The sequence below is a fragment of the Falsiroseomonas selenitidurans genome, from assembly GCF_012103215.1.
GTDB classification, from domain to species: Bacteria; Pseudomonadota; Alphaproteobacteria; order Acetobacterales; family Acetobacteraceae; genus Falsiroseomonas; species Falsiroseomonas selenitidurans.
On sequence record NZ_JAAVNE010000037.1, the window covers coordinates 25793 to 43114 of the forward strand.

A 17322-nucleotide genomic window follows, 5' to 3' on the forward strand; every position below is an offset into this window, starting at 1 on the left:
TGGCACAGGGCGCGTGCCATGCCCCATATCCTGACCCTGGTCGCCGCCGCCGGCGCCCTCGACCCCGCCCTTCTCGCCCGCTGCCGTCAGGCGCTGGAGGCGCTGGGCGCCCGACCCGGCACGCCGGACTGGCTGGCGGAGGCCGAGGCGGTGGACCTGCCCTTCACCGATGCGCCGGCGGAGCTGGCCGCCGCCGCAGCCCGCACGGCGCTGGACGGCGCGCCGGTGGACGCCATCGCGGTACCGGCCGAAGGTCGCCGCAAGCGCCTGCTGGTCGCCGACATGGACAGCACCATCGTGACGTCGGAGACGCTGGACGAAATCGCGGCCTTCGCCGGGCTGAAGGACGAGATCGCGGCCATCACCCGCCGGTCCATGAACGGAGAGCTGGATTTCGCCCAGGCGCTGCACGCCCGCGTCGGCATGCTGGCAGGGCTCGACGTGGCGGCGCTGGAAGCCACCTGGCAGGCGACGGCGATGATGCCCGGCGCGGCCACGCTGGTGGCGACGATGCGCGCCCATGGCGCGGTGTGCTGCCTGGCCTCCGGCGGCTTCACCTTCTTCACCGGGCGGGTGGCGCAACGGCTCGGCTTCGACCACCACGTCTCCAACACCCTGCTGATCGAGGACGGCAAGCTGACCGGCAAGGTGGCGGAGCCGGTCTTCGACCGCAACGCCAAGCTCGCCACCCTGACGCGGCTGGCCACCGAGAACGCCCTGCCGATGGCGGCAACCCTGGCGGTGGGGGATGGCGCCAACGACCTCGACATGATCGGCGCGGCGGGCCTCGGCGTGGCCTTCCGCGCCAAGCCCATCGTGGCGACGGCGGCGCGTGCCCGGGTGGACCATGCGGATCTGCTGGCGCTGCTTTTCGCCCAGGGATACCGCCGGGCCGAATTCCGCGACTGAGCACCAGGCCCCTTCCCCCGCCGGGGGAAGGGGCGGCGTTGCTCAGCCCGGGTTGCCGCGCGGGGCGGCCAGGCGCAGCGGCACCCAGCGCTGGCCCTGCGGCCCCTCGATCAGCAGCAGCGCCGTGGCGCGGCCCTGGCGGCGCAGCGCTTCCAGGCGTTCCCGCACCTCGGCCGGGGCGGTCACCCGTTCCTGCTGCACTTCCACGATCACGTCGCCGGGGCGCAATTCGCGTTCCGCCGCCGGGCTGCCGGGGGAGACCTCGGTGATGACCACGCCCCGGGCTTCCGGCCGCAGGCTGAAGCGTTCCCGCGCCTCCGCCGTGATCGGGCCGACCTTCAGGCCGAGGCCGGCGAGTTCCAGCGTCTGCGGCCGGGCATCCGGCGCCGGCGTCGGGGTGCCGGCCTGCGCCTGCTCCGAGGGCAGTTCCGCCACGGTCACGTTCAGCGTCTGCTCCCGCCCGTCGCGCCAGACCACCACCGGCGCCTCGCGCCCCACCTGGGTGTCCGCCACGATGCGCGGCAGGTTGCGCATCTCCCGCACCTCCTGCCCGTTGAAGCGCAGGATGACGTCGCCGGCCTGGATGCCCGCGGCCGCCGCGGGCCCATCCTCCTGCGCTCGCGCCACCAGCGCGCCGCGCGCGCCGCCGGGCAGGGACAGGCTTTCCGCGATCTCGTCCGTCACCTGCTGGATGTTCACGCCCAGCCAGCCGCGCCGAACCCGGCCGACATCGCGCAGCTGGGCGGCGATGTTGCGGGCCAGGTTGGCGGGGATGGAGAAGCCGATGCCGATGGAGCCGCCGGAGGGCGAGTAGATGGCCGTGTTGATGCCGATGACCTCGCCCGCCAGGTTGAACAGCGGCCCGCCCGAATTGCCGCGGTTGATCGCGGCGTCGGTCTGGATGAAGTCGTCATAGAGCCCCTGGCGGATGTCCCGCCCGCGAGCGGAGACGATGCCGGCCGTCACCGAACCGCCCAGGCCGAAGGGGTTGCCGATGGCCAGCACCCAGTCGCCGACCAGCGCCGTGTCGCTGTCACCGAAGCTGACGGCCGGCAGCGGGCGTTCCGGGGTGACGCGCAGCACGGCGATGTCGGTGCGCGGGTCGGCGCCCACCAGCTCCGCCCGCAGGGTGGTGTTGTCCGACAGCACCACGTTGATCTCGTCCGCGCCCTCGATGACGTGGTTGTTCGTCACGATGATGCCGGAGGCATCGATGATGAAGCCGGAGCCGAGCGACTGGCCGCGCCGCGTCGGCGGCTGCGGCCGGTTCGGCTGGCCCTGGCCGCCGGGCGGGCGGTTGCGCTCCAGGAAGTCGCGGAAGAATTCCTCGAAGGGGCTGCCAGGCGGGGCCTGCGGCACGTCCGGCGCGCCGGGGCGCTGCTGGGCGCGGGCCTGGGCGGCCGCCTGGCTGGTCTGGATGTTGACCACGGCGGGCAGCAGGCGCTGCGCCAGCGGCGCGAAGGTGATCGGCGCCCCGGGCGGCGGGATCTGCGCCGAGGCGGGTAGCGGCGCGGCGAGCGGCGCGGCCAGCGCCGCGACCATCAGCAGGGGAGCAAAGCGCAATTGCGGCAACCTTCTTCGGATGGGACGGGCTTCAGCGACGCGGGACCGGCGACGATGATGCGCCGGAACGGCGGGTGATGGCGAAGCAGATTGGCATGCCGGGGGTGAAGCGGAAGTCCGCGCCGCATGACGAGCCTGTCACTCCCCCAGGATGCCGACGATGACCCAGGCCGCCGCCACCCCGATCGCCGCGGCGACGATCCCGCCGACCCGCAGCGCCTGGTCCGGCGCGGCGGCCAGCCGCGCCAGCACCTGCCGCATCGCGCCGGGGAAGCCAGCATAGCACAGGCCCTCCAGCGCCAGCACCACGGCCATGCCAGCCAGGACATGGCCGAGCTGCATGGCCCTTCAGGCCGTCACGGTGCGGCGGCCGGGGCCGGCGCGGCGGACGGCGCGGGGGTGACCGCCGGTGCCGGCATCTGCGGCACGGCCGGCTGGACAGCCGGCGCCGGGATCGGCGGCGCCGCAGGCGCCGCCTGCGGGGCGCTGCCGGGAGCCGTCCCGGTGACGGCCGGGCCACCCTGCGCGCCGGAGGTCGGCATGCTCTGGCGGAAGAAGCGGAAGAACTCGCTGTCCGGGGACAGCAGCAGCCGCGTCTCGCCTTCGCCGAAGGCTTCCCGGTAGGCCTGCATGGAGCGGTAGAACTGGAAGAACTCCGGATCCTGCTGGAAGGCGTCGGCGAAGATGCGGATCGCGTCCTGCTCGCCCTGACCGCGCAGGATGTCGGCCTGCGCCTGGGCCTCGGCCAGCAGCACGGTGCGCTCGCGGTCGGCGCCGGCGCGGATGCGGGTCGCTTCCTCCTGGCCCCGGGCGCGTTCCTCGGCGGCCACGCGCTGCCGTTCGGACTGCATCCGGGACAGGATGGCATCCGTGTTCTGCTCCGGCAGGTCGGCGCGGCGGATGCGCACATCCAGCACCTCGATGCCGAAGGCCTGCATCTCCTCGTTCACCAGGCGCCGGATCTCCCCCATGATCCGGGCGCGGTCGTTGGACAGCACGGACAGCAGCGGCTCGTTGCCCAGCACCCGCCGCACGGCGGAGGTGACGACGGAGTTGATGCGCGCCCGGATGCCGGCCTCGAAGGGCCCCACCGTCTGGTAGAAGCGCAGCGGGTTGGTGATGGAATAGCGGGTGAAGCTGTCCACGCTCAGCCGGCGCTGGTCGCCCAGGATGATCTCCTCGGCCGGCGCGTCGAAATCCAGCAGCCGGCGGTCGAAGGCGATGACCGACTGGATGAAGGGGATCTTGGCGTGCAGGCCCGGGTCGCGGATCACGCGGATCGGCTCGCCGAACTGGGTGATCAGCACCTGCTGGGTCTGGTGCACGGTGAACAGGGTGGACGCGGCGACGATGACCGCGATGCCGGCGGCGACGGCCAGCGCAATGAGCTTGTTCATCGGCCGGCCCCCTGCGGGCGCTGGCCCGGTGCCGTTGGCAGGTTGGGGTTGGCCTGCTGGGCCCGGCCCTGCGGCGCCGCGGCGCGGTTCATGTCACCCAGGTTGAGCAGCGGCACCAGGCCCTGCAGCCGGTCGTCGATCAGCAGCTTGGGGTTGCGGCGCAGCACTTCCTCCATGGTCTCCAGGTACATGCGGCGCACCGTCACGTCGCGCGCCGCCTGGTAGGCGGACAGCACGGACAGGAAGCGCTGGGCTTCGCCTCGGGCGCGGGAGATCTGGCTTTCACGGAAACCCTCGGCTTCCTGGACCAGGCGCTGCGATTCGCCGCGGGCGGCGGGGATGATGGCGTTGCGGTAGGACTCGGCCTCGTTCCGGGCGCGTTCCCGGTCGGCGCCGGCGCGCTGCACGTCGATGAAGGCGTCCACCACCCGGGCCGGCGGCTGCGCGTTCTGCAGCTGCACCTGGGTGATCTCCACCCCCGCCCGGTACTGGTCCATGATCCCCTGGGTGCCGGTCCGCACCGCCTGTTCGATCTGCGCGCGCGCCTCGGTCAGGGCGGGCTGGATGGCGGTGCGGCCGATCACCTCGCGCATCACGCTTTCCGCCGCGGATTTCACCGTGGCCTCGGCATTGCGGGTGTTGAACAGGAAGTCGCCGGCATCGCGGATGCGCCAGAAGACGGCGAAGTCGATGTCGATGATGTTCTCGTCGCCCGTCAGCATCAGGCTTTCCTCGAGCACGTCGCGCGAGGGGATGGGCCGGGCGGTGGGGCCGGCATCGGCCGAGGCCCGGAAGCCGACATCCACCCGGTTGATGCGGGTGACGCGCGGCGTGGTCACGCTCTCCACCGGCCAGGGCAGGTGGTAGTTCAGGCCGGGCTGGGTCGTCGCCGTATAGGCGCCGAAGCGCAGCACGATGCCCTGTTCGTCCGGCTGGACGCGGTAGATGCCGGAAGCCAGCCAGCCGCCGACCAGCAGCAGCGCCAGCAGGCCGATGCCTGCCCCGCCCATGCCGCGCGGCAGCATCCGCCGCACGGCGTCCTGCGCCTGGCGGATGACGTCATCGAGGTCGGGTCCGCGGCCCCCGCCGCCACCCTGGCCTCCGCCCGAAGGCGGCTGCGGCTGCCCCCACGGCCCGCCGGGCCTGGGATTGCCCCAGGGGCTGGGTCCGCCGCTGCTGTTCCACGCCATCGGGCTTTCGGCCTCCTCCACACACGATCGAAAATCCTGCCACGCCCGATCGCCCGAAGGGAGGGGTGCAGCGGGCGCGGCGACGGTCCATATGAGGGCCCGCCGGGCTGGGACGACCCGGCACGCTCTCGCCGGGCCGTCCAGGGCAGGTTTCCGCGTGCGTCATGGTGCACCACGAACCCCGGCCGGCCGCCGCGATATCGTATGGAACAGGGGGTTTTTCAAGCATGAGCGAGGGGCTGGAGCAGGCGGTTCGGGCCGCGCTGCGCGCGGTGCGCGACCCGGTCAGCGGCCGGGACGTGGTCAGCGCCGGCATGCTGGACGGGCTGGCGGTGAAGGGCGGCATGGTGCAGTTCGCCATCCAGGTGCCGCGGGAACGCGCGCGGGACAGCGAGCCGCTGCGTGCCGCCGCCGAACGCGCCGCCGCCGCCGTGCCCGGCGTGCTCTCGGCCACCGCCGTGCTGACGGCGCATCGCGGCGAGCCGGTGAAGGCCGCGGCGCCCGCCCACGCCCACGGCCATGGCGCCGCGCCAGGGCGGAAGGCGCCGGCCGGCCAGGGCGCCATGCTGCTGCCGGAGGTCGCTTCCATCGTCGCCGTCGCCTCCGGCAAGGGCGGCGTCGGCAAGTCCACCACCGCGGTCAACCTGGCGGTGGCGCTGGCGCTGCAGGGGCTGAAGGTGGGGCTGCTGGACGCCGACATCTTCGGCCCCTCCCTGCCGCAGATGCTGGGGACGCGGGAGCGGCCGCGCACCGAGGGCCAACGCATCATCCCGCTGTCCCGCTGGGGGCTGAAGGCGATGTCCATCGGCTTCCTGGTGGAGGAGGAGACGCCGATGATCTGGCGCGGCCCGATGGTGATGGGCGCGCTGGAACAGCTGATGGGCCAGGTGGAATGGGGGGCGCTCGACATCATGATCGTCGACATGCCGCCCGGCACCGGCGACGCCCAGCTGACGATGAGCCAGCGCGTGCCGCTGGCCGGCGCCGTCATCGTCTCCACCCCCCAGGACGTGGCGCTGATCGATGCCAGGCGCGGGGTGCGGATGTTCGAGAAGGTGGGCGTGCCGGTGCTCGGGCTGGTGGAGAACATGTCGTTCTTCTGCTGCCCGAATTGCGGCCACCGCAGCGATATCTTCGGCCATGGCGGCGCGCGGGCGGAAGCGGCGCGGCTGGGCGTGGAATTCCTGGGCGAATTGCCACTGAAGCTGGCGATCCGCGAACTGGCCGATGCCGGCACGCCGATCGTCGCCGCGCGGCCGGACAGCGAGGAAGCCGCCGCCTACCAGGCGATCGCAACCCGGCTGCGGGCGAAGCTGGCGGAAGGCGCGGCGGCCGGGCCGAGGATCGTCATGGAGTAGCGAGGAGCCCGTCCGTCTCCGCCGCCCAGGGCATGGCGGCGGCGGCGCCCGGGCGGGTGCAGGCCAGTGCGGCGGCGGCGGCCGCGCGGCGCATCGCATCGGCCATCGGCATCCCGCGCGCGAGGCCGGCCGCCAGCACGCCGCACCAGGTGTCACCGGCGCCGGTGGTGTCGATCGGCCGCACCGGGAAGGCAGGGGTCGTCGCCAGGCCAGCGGCCGTCGCGGCCTCGGCCCCTGCCGCGCCGCGCGTCACCGCCACATCGCAGCCGGCCGCCAGGCGCAGCGCCGCCGCATCCGGCGTGCAGCCCAGGCGCCGGGCAAGCACCACGGCCTCGTGCTCGTTCAGCACCAGCAGGTGCAGGGCCCGCAGCAGGTCGGCCGGCAGGTCGCCGGGCGGGGCCAGGTTCAGGATGCACCGGGTGAAGCGGGCGGCGGCACGCTGCACCAGCAGGGCGATCTCCGCCGCCGGGACCTCCATCTGCAGCAGCAGGATGGTGGCCGGCGTCAGCGCCGCATCCTCCACCTGCGCCGCCCGGGCCAGGGCGTTGGCGCCGGGGGCGACGGCGATCTGGTTGCGGCCCTCGGCATCGACGCAGATGCTGGCGCAGCCGGTGGGTGCCGCCACCTCCGCCAGCCGCGCCAGGTCGACCCCGGCCTCCCGCAGGGCCGCGGTCGCGGCCCCGGCCAGGCCGTCCCGCCCGACACAGCCGGCGAAGGCCACGGCCGCGCCGTCCCGCGCCGCGGCCACCGCCTGGTTGGCCCCCTTGCCGCCGGGGAATTGCGCGAAGCCCTTCCCCAGCACCGTCTCGCCCGGTGCCGGCAGGCGCGGGACGGAGAAGACGAGGTCCGCATTCACCGAGCCGAAGACCAGGATGCTCACAGCCCGGCAGTCCAGCGGCCGAGCAGGAAGCCGAACAGCACGGCGCCGCCGAGCAGCGCCACCACCTCGCCGAACAGGGCATGCGCCAGCGGCAGGCCGAGGGTCACCAGCACCACGAGCAGCGCCACCTTCCACCAGCGGCCGACCCAGGCCGGCGCGCCCGCACCTGGCTTGCCCGGGCGCCCCTTCACGGGCGCGCGCGGGCGGGCGGGCCGCTTTGCCGCCTGGCTAGGCGTCGTCGCCACGGCCCAGCACCTGCATCAATTCGCGCCATTCGCGCTTCGAGAGGCCGGACTCGGCCTGGCCCACCGCCTCCCCGGCCAGCATCCGCTGCACCAGGCCGAGCATCTGCGCCGAGAGCGTGACCGCGCCCAGCCGGTAGTCGCGGAAGGCGCCGGCGGCGATCGGCACCCAGGCCTCCACGCTCGCCATCATCGCCTCCGCATAGACGCGGATCTCGTACTGGGCGTGGGCATCGGCGCGCAGCGACAGGAAGTGGAACAGGTTGTGGAGGTCGGTCTTCCAGTACCACTGGGTATAGGCGTTCAGCGTCAGGTTCATGCGGCCGAGCTCGCGGGCCAGGCCCTGGCGGCCCGGGTCCAGCTTCTGGCCCTGTTCATCCTCGTTCAGCATCTCGACGTAATGGTCGTAGTTGCGGGTCGCATCCTCCCGCAGCAGGTCCAGCACCCGCGCGGCCTCGGCGCCCTCCAGCACCGCGCCGCGGCCCTGGCGGTTGACGGCGGATTGCGCCGAGAGCTGGTCCGGCGAGGGGATGTAGAATTCGCGGTCCAGGATCGAGTAGCGGGCGGAGTATTCGTTCACGTTTGCGGTGCGGTGGCGGATCCACTGCCGGGCGACGAAGATCGGCAGCTTCACGTGATACTTGATCTCGCACATCTCGAAGGGGGTCGAGTGGCGGTGCCGCATCAGGTAGCGGATCAGCCCGCGATCCTCGCTGACCGCGCGGGTGCCGCGGCCGTAGGAGACACGGGCGGCCTGCACGATGGCCGCATCGTCGCCCATGTAATCCACGACGCGGACGAAGCCATGGTCCAGCACCGGGGTGGCGGTGAACAGCATGTCTTCCAGTGCCGGCACGGTGGGCCGGCGTGTTTCGTGCCGGACGCCGCGGGCGGCCTCGATTTCCTGGGTCTGTTCTGCGGTCAGGGTCACCGGTCCGGCTTCTCCATGCTCGGCTGGCGGCGGGCCGCGCCGGGGCCTTGGGTCTCCATCGCAACGAGGCGGTCGTTGAGCAGGGCGATCAGGGCCATCGCGTCCTCCCACTCGAAGCGCCGCAGCGTCGTGGCGCCCGCTTCGCCGGTGGCCGGTGCCGCGGCCGCCTCGAAGCGGATGCCGAGACGCTGCTCCATCCAGGCGATATCCTCGGCCGCCGCCGCCATGGCCAGGTCCACCAGGGCTTCCGGCGGGGCGAAGGCCGGCCCCGGCAGCGATCCGAGAAGCTGCTGCAGGGTCCGGGCCCGCCCCGGATTGGCGCGGCCATCCGGGCGCAGGACGGGAACCGCCTCGTTGGCGGCCAACAGCATCCGCAGGGCGGTGTCGGACACGGCGACGTTGTGCCGCCTGACGTTCAGCGCGTCATAAAGGCCGGGCGGCGCTCCGCACATGCTCAGGAAAGTCGCCACACTGCATCCACGCACCAGGTGGCCGGGGTGGTAGCGCTGAAGCCGCACCTCGTCCACCGCGGGGTGCGCCTCGAAGCGGGCGAAGCGCCGGCGATAGGCGGGGCGCCGCATGGCCGGGCCGGCCAGCTCCGCCAGGGTGCGGCCGGCCTTGATCACCTGCTGGGTCGCACTGACGATGTAGGAGCGGGGATCGCGGACCATGCCCAGCACCACGATCCGGTCCACCAGCGGCCGCAGCAGCGCCAGCAGGCGGTCAACCTCCTCGTCCTCCAGCATGCCGATATCCTCCCCGCTGACGAGGAGGCCCGGCGCCGGGGCTTCGGCGATGAAGGCCAGCAGGGCCTGGCGGCACGCCTCGCCATAGGCTCGGGCGTCCTCGGGGTCGTGCAGGCCCGCCAGGCGATTGCCCAGGTCCAGGTGCGGGTTGTCGCTGACCATGGACCTGATGGCGCGGGAATGGTTGGCCGTTAAGGGGAAGTAGGCGAACCCGAAACGCGGCAGGCGTTGCCGCTGGGCGTGCAGCGTGGCCTGGATCGCGCTCGTGCCCGTCTTGTGCATGCCCACATGCAGAAACAGCGTGCGCAACCGACCCACTCCCCTGTCCCGCGACACCCCGCCCGGGCGGGGGCTCGGCCGCCGGTCTTCCCGAACGCTCCCTTTCGCCGGAAGGCGGCGCGCCCCGCAAGTGGCGGCATTGCGGCAGCCCCTGGATTTCGCGCGCCAAGGCGCCTACATAGGCTGCGTCGCCTCGGCGACTATGGTGATAAACGCGACCTGGAATAATCGTTGCGGACCCGGGGGCAGTGCCCGGCGCCTCCACCATTTCCTTCGGGAACCATGGGGGCGAAACAGCTTCGACGCGCGTGGTAAAGAGGTCGTTTTTGCCCGGCATTGTACCGCCGTTATCGGGCTAATCTCTAAGTGCGAACGACAATAGCCGCGAGGCTTACGCACTCGCTGCCTGAATAAGGTAAGCGCGGTTCGGGGGGCACCGGGCAACAGAAGCCCCCCACTTTCCGCTTGCACCTGCCTCTTCCTTGCGCTGCCTGGGCGGCTTATGGTCCCGGGTCAAAGGGATTGCATGCATGAGCGACGACGCCCGCCCGGCCGAAAGCCTGATTCCATATGAGCGATGGACCGACGACGCGCTGCGCGAGGTTGTCGCCCGGTCGCTGGAACTGGCGGCGACCACCGGCCTGCCGGGCGAACATCATTTCTACATCACCTTCCGCACCGACCACCCCGCCACCCGCGTGCCGGGCCACCTGAAGGCCCGCTACCCGCAGGAGATGACGGTGGTGCTGCAGCACCAGTACGAGGCGCTGGTGGTGGACCGCTCGGCGGGCTGCTTTTCGGTCCGCCTGCATTTCGGCGGCGTGCCCTCCACGCTCGTGGTGCCCTTCGCCGCGCTGACCGGCTTCGCCGATCCCGCCGTGCGCTACGGCCTGCGCTTCCAGCCGCTGATGGAGGCGGTGGCGCCGCCGGTGGCGGAAGAAGCCCCGCCGCCCGCCGCCGAGGTCGCGCCGCCGGAGGCCCCGGCCCAGGTCGTCAGCCTGGACGCCTTCCGGCGCCGCCCGGCAAGGGACTGACGGCGCGGGACCGGCCCGCCGTTGGCGCGGGGCGCCGGCTGCGCTACCACCCGGGGCGCACCGACCAACGCCCCGGCCGCCGCGGAGAATGGCAATGACCGCACCGCTCGACATCGATTCGCCCGTCATCGCGCCACAGCGGCCGGAGAGTTTCCGCTACAGCCCGATGTATCCGCTGGGGCCGGACCCGACGCCCTACCGCAAGCTGGACATTGCCGGCGTCAGCACCGCGACCTGCGACGGGCGCACCGTGCTCAAGGTCCGGCCGCAGGCGCTGGAGGAACTCGCCTTCGCCGCCTGCAAGGACGTCTCCCACCTGCTGCGCCCCGCGCACCTGGCCCAGCTGGCAAAGATCCTGCAGGACCCGGAGGCCAGCCCGAACGACCGCTTCGTGGCGCTGGACCTGCTGAAGAACGCCAATATCGCCGCCGGCGGCGTGCTGCCCATGTGCCAGGACACCGGCACCGCCATCGTCTTCGGCAAGAAGGGCCAGCGCGTCTGGGTCGAGGGCGATGAGGAGGAGGCGCTGAGCTACGGCGTCCACCGCACCTATACCGAGACCAACCTGCGCTATTCGCAGATGGCGCCGCTGACCATGTGGGACGAAGTGAACACCGGCAACAACCTGCCGGTGGAATTCACCATCCTGGCGCAGCCCGGCGAGCACCATGCCGACGAGATGCACCTGATGTTCGTGCTCAAGGGCGGCGGATCGGCGAACAAGACCTTTCTCTACCAGCAGACCCGCGCGGTGCTGAACAAGCCCAAGCTGCTGGCCTTCCTGGAAGACAAGATCAAGACGCTGGGGACCAGCGCCTGCCCGCCCTACCATCTGGCCATCGTCATCGGCGGCACCAGCGCGGAGGCCAACCTCAAGACGGTGAAGCTCGCCTCCACCAAATGGCTCGACACCCTGCCGACCGAGGGCAGCAGGGCTGGCCACGCCTTCCGCGACCTGGCCTTCGAGGCGGAGGTGCACAAGCTGACGCAGAACCTCGGCATCGGCGCGCAGTTCGGCGGCAAGTATTTTTGTCATGACGTGCGGGTGGTTCGCCTGCCACGGCATGGGGCCTCGCTGCCGATCGGCATCGGCGTGTCCTGCTCCGCGGACCGGCAGATCAAGGCGAAGATCACGCCGGAGGGCGTGTTCCTGGAACAGCTGGAGCATGAACCCGCCCGATACCTGCCGGAAGCGACGGACGAGATCCTCGGCGGCGAGGTGGTGAAGATCGACCTGAACCAGCCGATGGACGCGATCCGGGCCGAGCTGTCGAAGCACCCGGTGAAGACGCGCGTGTCCCTCACCGGCACCGTGGTCGTCGCCCGCGACATCGCCCACGCAAAGCTGCAGGAACGGCTGGATCGCGGCGAGGGCCTGCCCGACTACCTGAAGAACCACCCGGTCTACTACGCCGGCCCGGCCAAGACGCCAGAGGGCTACGCCACCGGCAGCTTCGGCCCGACCACCGCCGGGCGCATGGACAGCTATGTGGAGGCCTTCCAGAAGGCGGGCGGCAGCCTGGTGATGCTGGCCAAGGGCAACCGCAGCAAGGCGGTGCTGAAGGCCTGCCAGTCCCATGGCGGCTTCTACCTGGGTTCCGTCGGAGGCCCCGCCGCGCGGCTGGCGCAGGACTGCATCCGCAAGGTCGAGGTGCTGGAATACCCGGAGCTCGGCATGGAGGCCGTCTGGCGGATCGAAGTGGAGGATTTTCCGGCGTTCATCGTCGTCGATGACAAGGGGAACGACTTCTACGAAGGGCTGGAGTGATGCTGGAGCTTCGGCCGAATTGCGAATGCTGCGGACGCGACCTGCCGCCGGATTCGGCCGAGGCGCTGATCTGCTCCTTCGAATGCACCTGGTGCCGCGACTGTGCGGCCAACCGCCTGCCCGGCGGCCTCTGCCCGAATTGCGGCGGGAACCTGGTGCCACGTCCGATCCGCCCGGCGGGCAAGCTGGAGCGCTTTCCCGCCTCGACCACCCGCAAGCGCAGCGCCCTGCCCGCCTGCAGCTGAGACGGGGCACGGCGTCAGCGCCCCCTCACCCTGCCCTCTCCCCCCGTCGGGGGGAGAGGATTCAAGGTCAGCGCGGCCGGATTTCCACCGCCCGCACCTCCTCATCCGCCCGCGCCTGGAAGTGCAGCCCGGCCTTGCCGGCATTGACCGAGCGCAGCACGCCGACGCCGATGATCAGCGCCTCGTCCGAGGCCTGGCGCACCAGGGCTGCCAATTGCCGGGCGCGGTCGGCATCGTCCAGCGTCGCCCGCGCGCGCTGGATCAGCCCATCCATCGCCGCCGTCCCGGCGCCGGTGAAGTTCAGCGCGCCGAGCCCCGTCACCACCCCGCGGCGATGCAGCTGGGAGCCGATGAGGTAGGAGGTCTCGCCGGTCAGGGACCCGAAGACCGTCACGAAGACACCGTAGTCGCGCCGGTTGCGGCGCGGCAGGAAGGTGGCCTGCGGCACCACCTCCACCGTGGTGCGGATGCCGATCCGCGTCCAGGCGGCCGCGATCGCCTGGCAGATGCGCGGTGTCCGGTTCGGCGAGCAGAACAGGTTCAGCCCGAATCCCTGGCCCCAGCCGGCTTCCGCCAGCAGGGCACGGGCCGCGGCCAGGTCCGCCGCCGGCACGGGACGGTCGGCGATGGCGCCGAAGATGAAGGGCGGCACCGGCTGGTCCGTCGGATCGGCGAATCCCTCCAGGATCGTTCGGGAAATGCCTTCCCGGTTCAGGGCGAGCGACATGGCGCGGCGCACCCGCACATCCTTCATCGGGTTGCGGCCGCCGGCCTCGATGCCCGGCGCGTCGTCGCGCTCCACATCCGGATAGATGTTCACCGCATAGATCGAGGGGCCGGCGAACAGCGCGACGCGGGAATCGCCGGCGATCCGCCCGGCATCCTGCAGCGGCACGTTGTTGATGAAATCCACATCGCCCGCCAGCAGGGCGCCGACGCGGGCGGCATCATTGGGGATGGGGGTGAAGCTGACCGTGTCCCACGGCACGGCGCCGCCCCACCAATCCGCGTTGCGGCGCAGCACCAGCGGGTCGTTGGCGCGCCAGCTTTCCAGCTTGAAGGGACCGGTGCCGATCACCGCCTGGCCGGCATTGAAGGGCGGGTTGCCGAGGGAGGCCACCGAACGCGGCACGATGAAGATCTGCGTCAGATTGGTCGGCAGGATCGGCGTCGGCCCGCTGGTGCGGATGCGGAAGGTGAGGTCGTCCACGACCTCCACCCCCGTCACCCCGGCCAGGTAGATGGTGTAGGGGTTGGGGTTGCCCGGCACGTTCGGCACCCGGGCGAAGGAAGCCGCGACATCGGCCGAGGTCAGGGGCGTGCCGTCATGGAAGCGCACGCCGGGGCGCAGCTTGAATTCCCAGGTGGTGTCGTCAACCACGCGCCAGGATTCCGCCAGGCCCGGCCGCAGCGCCATGGCGGCGTCGCGCGTCACCAGCGTGTCGAAGATGTTCCGCAGCGCGCCGGTATTCGCCAGGTTCAGCAGCCAGTGCGGGTCCAGCGTGCTGGGCGGGGACTGGATGCCGATGCGGAGCGTCTGGGCCTCCGCCTGGCCGGCGGCAAGCCCCGCCGGCGCGGCGAGCAGCGAGAGACCCAGGGCAAGACGCGTGACGAAACCCATGCGGTGCGATCCTTCCGGCCGGCCCCCCGGCGGGGGCGATGCCGGCAGAGTGACACCCTCCGCCCCGCCGCGCACCGGGGTTTTCGCCGGCGCGGCGGGCGGGGGCGGCGCGCGGCCCTTCCTGCCGCGCGCCTGCTGGGATATGGCTTCCCCATCTCCAGCCACCTGACGGGACGCGAGACCTGCATGGCCCGAAGCCGCATATCCTCCGGCAGCCGCTTCGAAGACGAGATCGGCTATTCCCGCGCCGTGGTCGATGGCGACTGGATCTTCGTCTCCGGCACCACCGGCTACGACTACGCGACCATGCAGATCCAGCCTGGCGTGGTCGAGCAATGCGACCAGGCCTTCCGCAACATCGACACGGCGCTGCGCCAAGCCGGGGCGCGGCTGGAGGATGTGGTGCGGGCCACCTTCATCCTGCCGGACCGCGCCGATTGGCCGCCCTGCTGGCCGGTGGTGAAGAAGTGGCTGGGCCGCGGGCGGCCGGCGTCGACGATGTTCATCGCCGGCCTGCAGACGCCGGAGATGCGGATCGAGATCGAGGTCACGGCGCGGCTTCGCCGCCGCGAAGGGGACAAGTAGCCAGATGCGCTTCGCCGTCGACCGCCTGGACCACCTGGTCATCACCTGCACCGATGTGGAGACCAGCGCCAACTGGTACCAGCGCGTGCTCGGCATGGAACGCGAGACCTTCGGGGACCAGCAGCGCCGCACCGCGGTGAAGTTCGGCGGCCAGAAGATCAACCTGCGGCCACGCGGCGCGACCCAGGCGGAATGGTTCTCCTCCGTGGTGGCGGAGCCCGGGACGCAGGATCTGTGCTTCGTCGTCACCGTGGCGGCGGAGGATATCGCCGAGCATCTGCGCGGCTGCGGCGTGACGGTGGAGCTGGGGCCGGTGGCCAAGGCCGGCGCGCTGGGGCCGATCACCTCGGTCTATTGCCGCGACCCCGACGGCAATCTGATCGAGATCGCCACCTATGGCGACCGATTTCCCGAATAAGCACCCGTGATGGGCGGCGCGGCGCCGCCCACCCCATCTCGCCCTCCGAGGAGAGATGCATGACCCAGACCCGCACCGAGACCGACAGCCTCGGCACCATCGAGATCCCCGCCGACCGCCTGTGGGGGCCGCAGACGGAACGCGCCCGGCAGTTGTTCCGCATCGGGGCGGAGCGCTTCCCGCCCGGGCTGATCCGCGCCGTGGGCCTGCAGAAGCAGGCGGCGGCACAGGCGAATGAGCGCCTGGGCGAATTGCCCACCGCCATCGCGCAACCCATCGCGGCGGCGGCGGCCGAGGTCGCGGCCGGCCGGCACGACGCCGAATTCCCACTGCCGGTCTGGCAGACCGGCTCCGGCACCCAGACCAACATGAACGCCAACGAGGTGATCGCCAACCTCGCCAACCGGGCGCTCGGCCAGCCGCTGGGCGCCCGCCGCCCGGTCCATCCGAACGACCATGTGAATCGCGGCCAGTCCTCCAACGACAGCTTCCCCACCGTGATGCATGTGGCGGCGGCGGAGGCGGTGGTCGGGCGGCTGGTGCCGGCGCTGGAGACGCTGCACGCCAGCCTGGCGCGGCGCGCCGCCGAATGGGCCGGGCTGGTCAAGATCGGCCGCACCCACATGATGGATGCGGTGCCGGTGACGCTGGGGCAGGAAGCCGCCGCCTGGGCCCGCCAGGTGGAACTCGGCATCGCCCGGCTGCGGGATACGCTGCCGCGGCTGATGCCGCTGGCCCAGGGCGGCACGGCCGCCGGCACCGGGCTGAACACCCACCCCCGCTTCGCCGAAACCTTCGCCGGCATCATGGCCGACCTCACCGGCCTGCCCTTCACCGCCCACCCGAATCCCTTCGAGGGCATGGGCGCGCATGACGCGCTGGTGGAGCTTTCGGGCGTGCTGAACACCATCGCCGTGTCGCTGAACAAGATCGGCAATGACGTGCGGCTGCTGGGCAGCGGGCCGCGCGCCGGCCTGTCCGAACTGGTGATCCCGGCCGATGGCCTGTCCAGCAGCATCATGCCCGGCAAGACCAACCCGACGCAGTCCGAGGCGCTGACCATGGTGGCCGCCCAGGTGATGGGCAACCACGTCACGGTGACCATCGGCGGCGCGCAGGGGCATCTCGAACTCAACGTGTTCAAGCCCGTGATCATCCACAACGTCCTGCAATCCGCCGGGCTGCTGGCCGATGCGGCGGCAAGCTTCGCCGCCAACATGGTGGACAAGCTGGAGCCGAACCGGGCGAAGCTGGCGGACAACCTGGGCAAGTCGCTGATGCTGGTCACCGCGCTGAACCCGCGCATCGGCTACGACAAGGCCGTGGCCATCGCCAAGCTGGCCCTTGCCGAGGACATCACCCTGAAGGCCGCGGCCACGCGCCTCGGCCATGTCAGCGAGGCGGATTTCGACCGCTGGGTGCGGCCGGAGGACATGCTGGCGCCGGGCGGCACGCTGGAAGGCGGCGGCTGACCGGCCTGGCCGCATGAAGCACCTGCACAAGCGCTCCTTCCGCCTGGCCGGGCACCGCACCTCCGTGGCGCTGGAACCGGCCTTCTGGGCGGCGCTGGAGGCGCTGGCGCGGCAGGAGGCGTGCAGCCTGGCGGCGCTGGTCGCCCGGCTGGACGCGGCGCGCACCGACCCTTCCCTGCCGCTGGCCAGCGCGCTGCGGGTGCATGCGCTGCTGGCGCGGGGTGGGGCGGCGGGCTGAGCGGACCGCGGCGCTGGAGCCGTCTCACCGCGAGCGCAGACGGTGAAGCGGCTCCAGCTTCTTGTTTCGACGCATTTTCCGAATCGCCTTGCGAAGCCGCAAGGCTTGAACATGCTCTACACCACCGGCAGGCCCAGCCGTTCCGCCAGCACGGCCTGCGGGTTGCGCAGGAACCACAGGCGTTCATGCGCGGCGCAGAGTGTCTCCGCATGGCGGCGGCGGTCGCGGATCTGGGCGGCGGAATGGGCGATCGCCAATTCGCAGGCGGCCAGCAGGGCCCGCGCCACCTCCAGCTCCCCCTGGTCGCAGGCCTGGTGGAAGGCCAGCAGGATCTTGTCGGTCAGGCGGCGCGTGGGCCTCGGCCCCGACGCGGTCTCGATGCTGAAATCCATCCTGTCCCTCATGCTCCGATTGCCACGCCTGGCGTTCGGGGGAGGCGGCGGGAT

The 17322-nt window shown here is 71.8% G+C and carries 19 protein-coding genes and 1 other RNA gene; 10 read left to right on the plus strand and 10 right to left on the minus strand.

Annotated elements, in window-relative coordinates; genetic code table 11:
* Positions 1–18: 18 nt before the first annotated feature.
* The gene (gene serB, locus HEQ75_RS19530) at positions 19–909 is read left to right on the plus strand and encodes a phosphoserine phosphatase SerB (RefSeq protein WP_168033799.1); all 891 of its coding nucleotides are present in this window, start codon (positions 19–21) and stop codon (positions 907–909) included.
* A gap of 42 nt (positions 910–951) precedes the next feature.
* Here the strand turns inward: serB and HEQ75_RS19535 are convergent, their stop codons facing one another.
* The 4 genes from HEQ75_RS19535 to hflK form a co-directional block, all read right to left on the minus strand.
* Entirely contained in the window at positions 952–2472 is a 1521-nt protein-coding gene (locus tag HEQ75_RS19535) for a DegQ family serine endoprotease (protein WP_235961975.1), read from the minus strand.
* Between the two features lie 138 nt (positions 2473–2610).
* Positions 2611–2814, minus strand: coding sequence for a DUF2065 domain-containing protein (locus HEQ75_RS19540; RefSeq protein WP_168033800.1), 204 nt, complete (start codon positions 2812–2814; stop codon positions 2611–2613).
* 14 nt (positions 2815–2828) lie between these two features.
* Entirely contained in the window at positions 2829–3869 is a 1041-nt protein-coding gene (gene hflC / locus HEQ75_RS19545) for a protease modulator HflC (protein ID WP_168033801.1), read from the minus strand.
* On the minus strand, positions 3866–4894 hold the full coding sequence (gene hflK, locus HEQ75_RS19550; RefSeq protein WP_328734461.1) for an FtsH protease activity modulator HflK: 1029 nt from the start codon (positions 4892–4894) through the stop codon (positions 3866–3868). Before hflK ends, hflC begins: the two co-directional genes overlap by 4 nt.
* Positions 4895–5286: 392 nt before the next feature.
* Here hflK and HEQ75_RS19555 point away from each other — a divergent pair, with 392 nt between their 5' ends.
* Positions 5287–6417: an Mrp/NBP35 family ATP-binding protein gene (locus tag HEQ75_RS19555; protein WP_168033803.1), complete on the plus strand. Its 1131-nt coding sequence runs from the start codon at positions 5287–5289 to the stop codon at positions 6415–6417.
* On the opposite strand, the gene HEQ75_RS19560 is transcribed toward HEQ75_RS19555, so the two are convergent.
* Genes HEQ75_RS19560 through HEQ75_RS19575 form a run of 4 tightly spaced genes read right to left on the minus strand, consistent with a single transcriptional unit; the run spans position 6407 to position 9525 of the window.
* Entirely contained in the window at positions 6407–7297 is an 891-nt protein-coding gene (locus HEQ75_RS19560; RefSeq protein WP_168033804.1) for a PfkB family carbohydrate kinase, read from the minus strand. The genes HEQ75_RS19555 and HEQ75_RS19560 overlap by 11 nt on opposite strands.
* Complete coding sequence (locus HEQ75_RS19565) at positions 7294–7488, minus strand: hypothetical protein (RefSeq protein WP_168033805.1); 195 nt, start codon at positions 7486–7488, stop codon at positions 7294–7296. The genes HEQ75_RS19560 and HEQ75_RS19565 overlap by 4 nt, the downstream gene beginning before the upstream one ends.
* A gap of 37 nt (positions 7489–7525) precedes the next feature.
* The gene (gene thyX, locus HEQ75_RS19570) at positions 7526–8470 is read right to left on the minus strand and encodes an FAD-dependent thymidylate synthase (protein ID WP_168033806.1); all 945 of its coding nucleotides are present in this window, start codon (positions 8468–8470) and stop codon (positions 7526–7528) included.
* Positions 8467–9525 carry a hypothetical protein gene (locus HEQ75_RS19575; protein WP_168033807.1) on the minus strand — a complete coding sequence of 353 codons (1059 nt, stop codon included), beginning with the start codon at positions 9523–9525 and terminating at the stop codon, positions 8467–8469. The genes thyX and HEQ75_RS19575 overlap by 4 nt, the downstream gene beginning before the upstream one ends.
* Positions 9526–9643: 118 nt before the next feature.
* Between HEQ75_RS19575 and ssrA the strand changes: the two genes are divergently transcribed.
* The 4 genes from ssrA (at position 9644) to HEQ75_RS19595 (ending at position 12542) form a co-directional block, all read left to right on the plus strand.
* Positions 9644–9954: a transfer-messenger RNA gene (gene ssrA / locus HEQ75_RS19580) on the plus strand.
* A gap of 71 nt (positions 9955–10025) precedes the next feature.
* Positions 10026–10529 carry an SspB family protein gene (locus tag HEQ75_RS19585; protein WP_168033808.1) on the plus strand — a complete coding sequence of 168 codons (504 nt, stop codon included), beginning with the start codon at positions 10026–10028 and terminating at the stop codon, positions 10527–10529.
* Positions 10530–10623: 94 nt separating this feature from the next.
* The gene (locus HEQ75_RS19590; RefSeq protein WP_168033809.1) at positions 10624–12297 is read left to right on the plus strand and encodes a fumarate hydratase; all 1674 of its coding nucleotides are present in this window, start codon (positions 10624–10626) and stop codon (positions 12295–12297) included.
* Entirely contained in the window at positions 12297–12542 is a 246-nt protein-coding gene (locus HEQ75_RS19595) for a DUF1272 domain-containing protein (RefSeq protein WP_168033810.1), read from the plus strand. Before HEQ75_RS19590 ends, HEQ75_RS19595 begins: the two co-directional genes overlap by 1 nt.
* 67 nt (positions 12543–12609) lie before the next feature.
* Here HEQ75_RS19595 and HEQ75_RS19600 read toward each other — a convergent pair whose 3' ends face one another.
* Positions 12610–14163, minus strand: coding sequence for an ABC transporter substrate-binding protein (locus tag HEQ75_RS19600; protein ID WP_168033811.1), 1554 nt, complete (start codon positions 14161–14163; stop codon positions 12610–12612).
* A gap of 186 nt (positions 14164–14349) precedes the next feature.
* Between HEQ75_RS19600 and HEQ75_RS19605 the strand changes: the two genes are divergently transcribed.
* The 4 genes from HEQ75_RS19605 to HEQ75_RS19620 are packed head-to-tail and all read left to right on the plus strand — an operon-like array spanning position 14350 to position 16876.
* The gene (locus tag HEQ75_RS19605; protein WP_168033812.1) at positions 14350–14748 is read left to right on the plus strand and encodes a RidA family protein; all 399 of its coding nucleotides are present in this window, start codon (positions 14350–14352) and stop codon (positions 14746–14748) included.
* A 4-nt stretch (positions 14749–14752) separates the two neighbouring features.
* Positions 14753–15166: a VOC family protein gene (locus HEQ75_RS19610; protein ID WP_168033813.1), complete on the plus strand. Its 414-nt coding sequence runs from the start codon at positions 14753–14755 to the stop codon at positions 15164–15166.
* 59 nt (positions 15167–15225) lie between these two features.
* A complete protein-coding gene (locus tag HEQ75_RS19615; RefSeq protein ID WP_209318656.1) occupies positions 15226–16638 on the plus strand; it encodes a class II fumarate hydratase in 1413 nt (470 codons plus the stop codon).
* Between the two features lie 13 nt (positions 16639–16651).
* Positions 16652–16876, plus strand: a complete 225-nt coding sequence (locus HEQ75_RS19620; protein WP_168033814.1) for a ribbon-helix-helix domain-containing protein — start codon at positions 16652–16654, stop codon at positions 16874–16876.
* Between the two features lie 116 nt (positions 16877–16992).
* Here the strand turns inward: HEQ75_RS19620 and HEQ75_RS19625 are convergent, their stop codons facing one another.
* Positions 16993–17268 carry a hypothetical protein gene (locus HEQ75_RS19625; protein WP_235961977.1) on the minus strand — a complete coding sequence of 92 codons (276 nt, stop codon included), beginning with the start codon at positions 17266–17268 and terminating at the stop codon, positions 16993–16995.
* Positions 17269–17322: the final 54 nt, after the last annotated feature.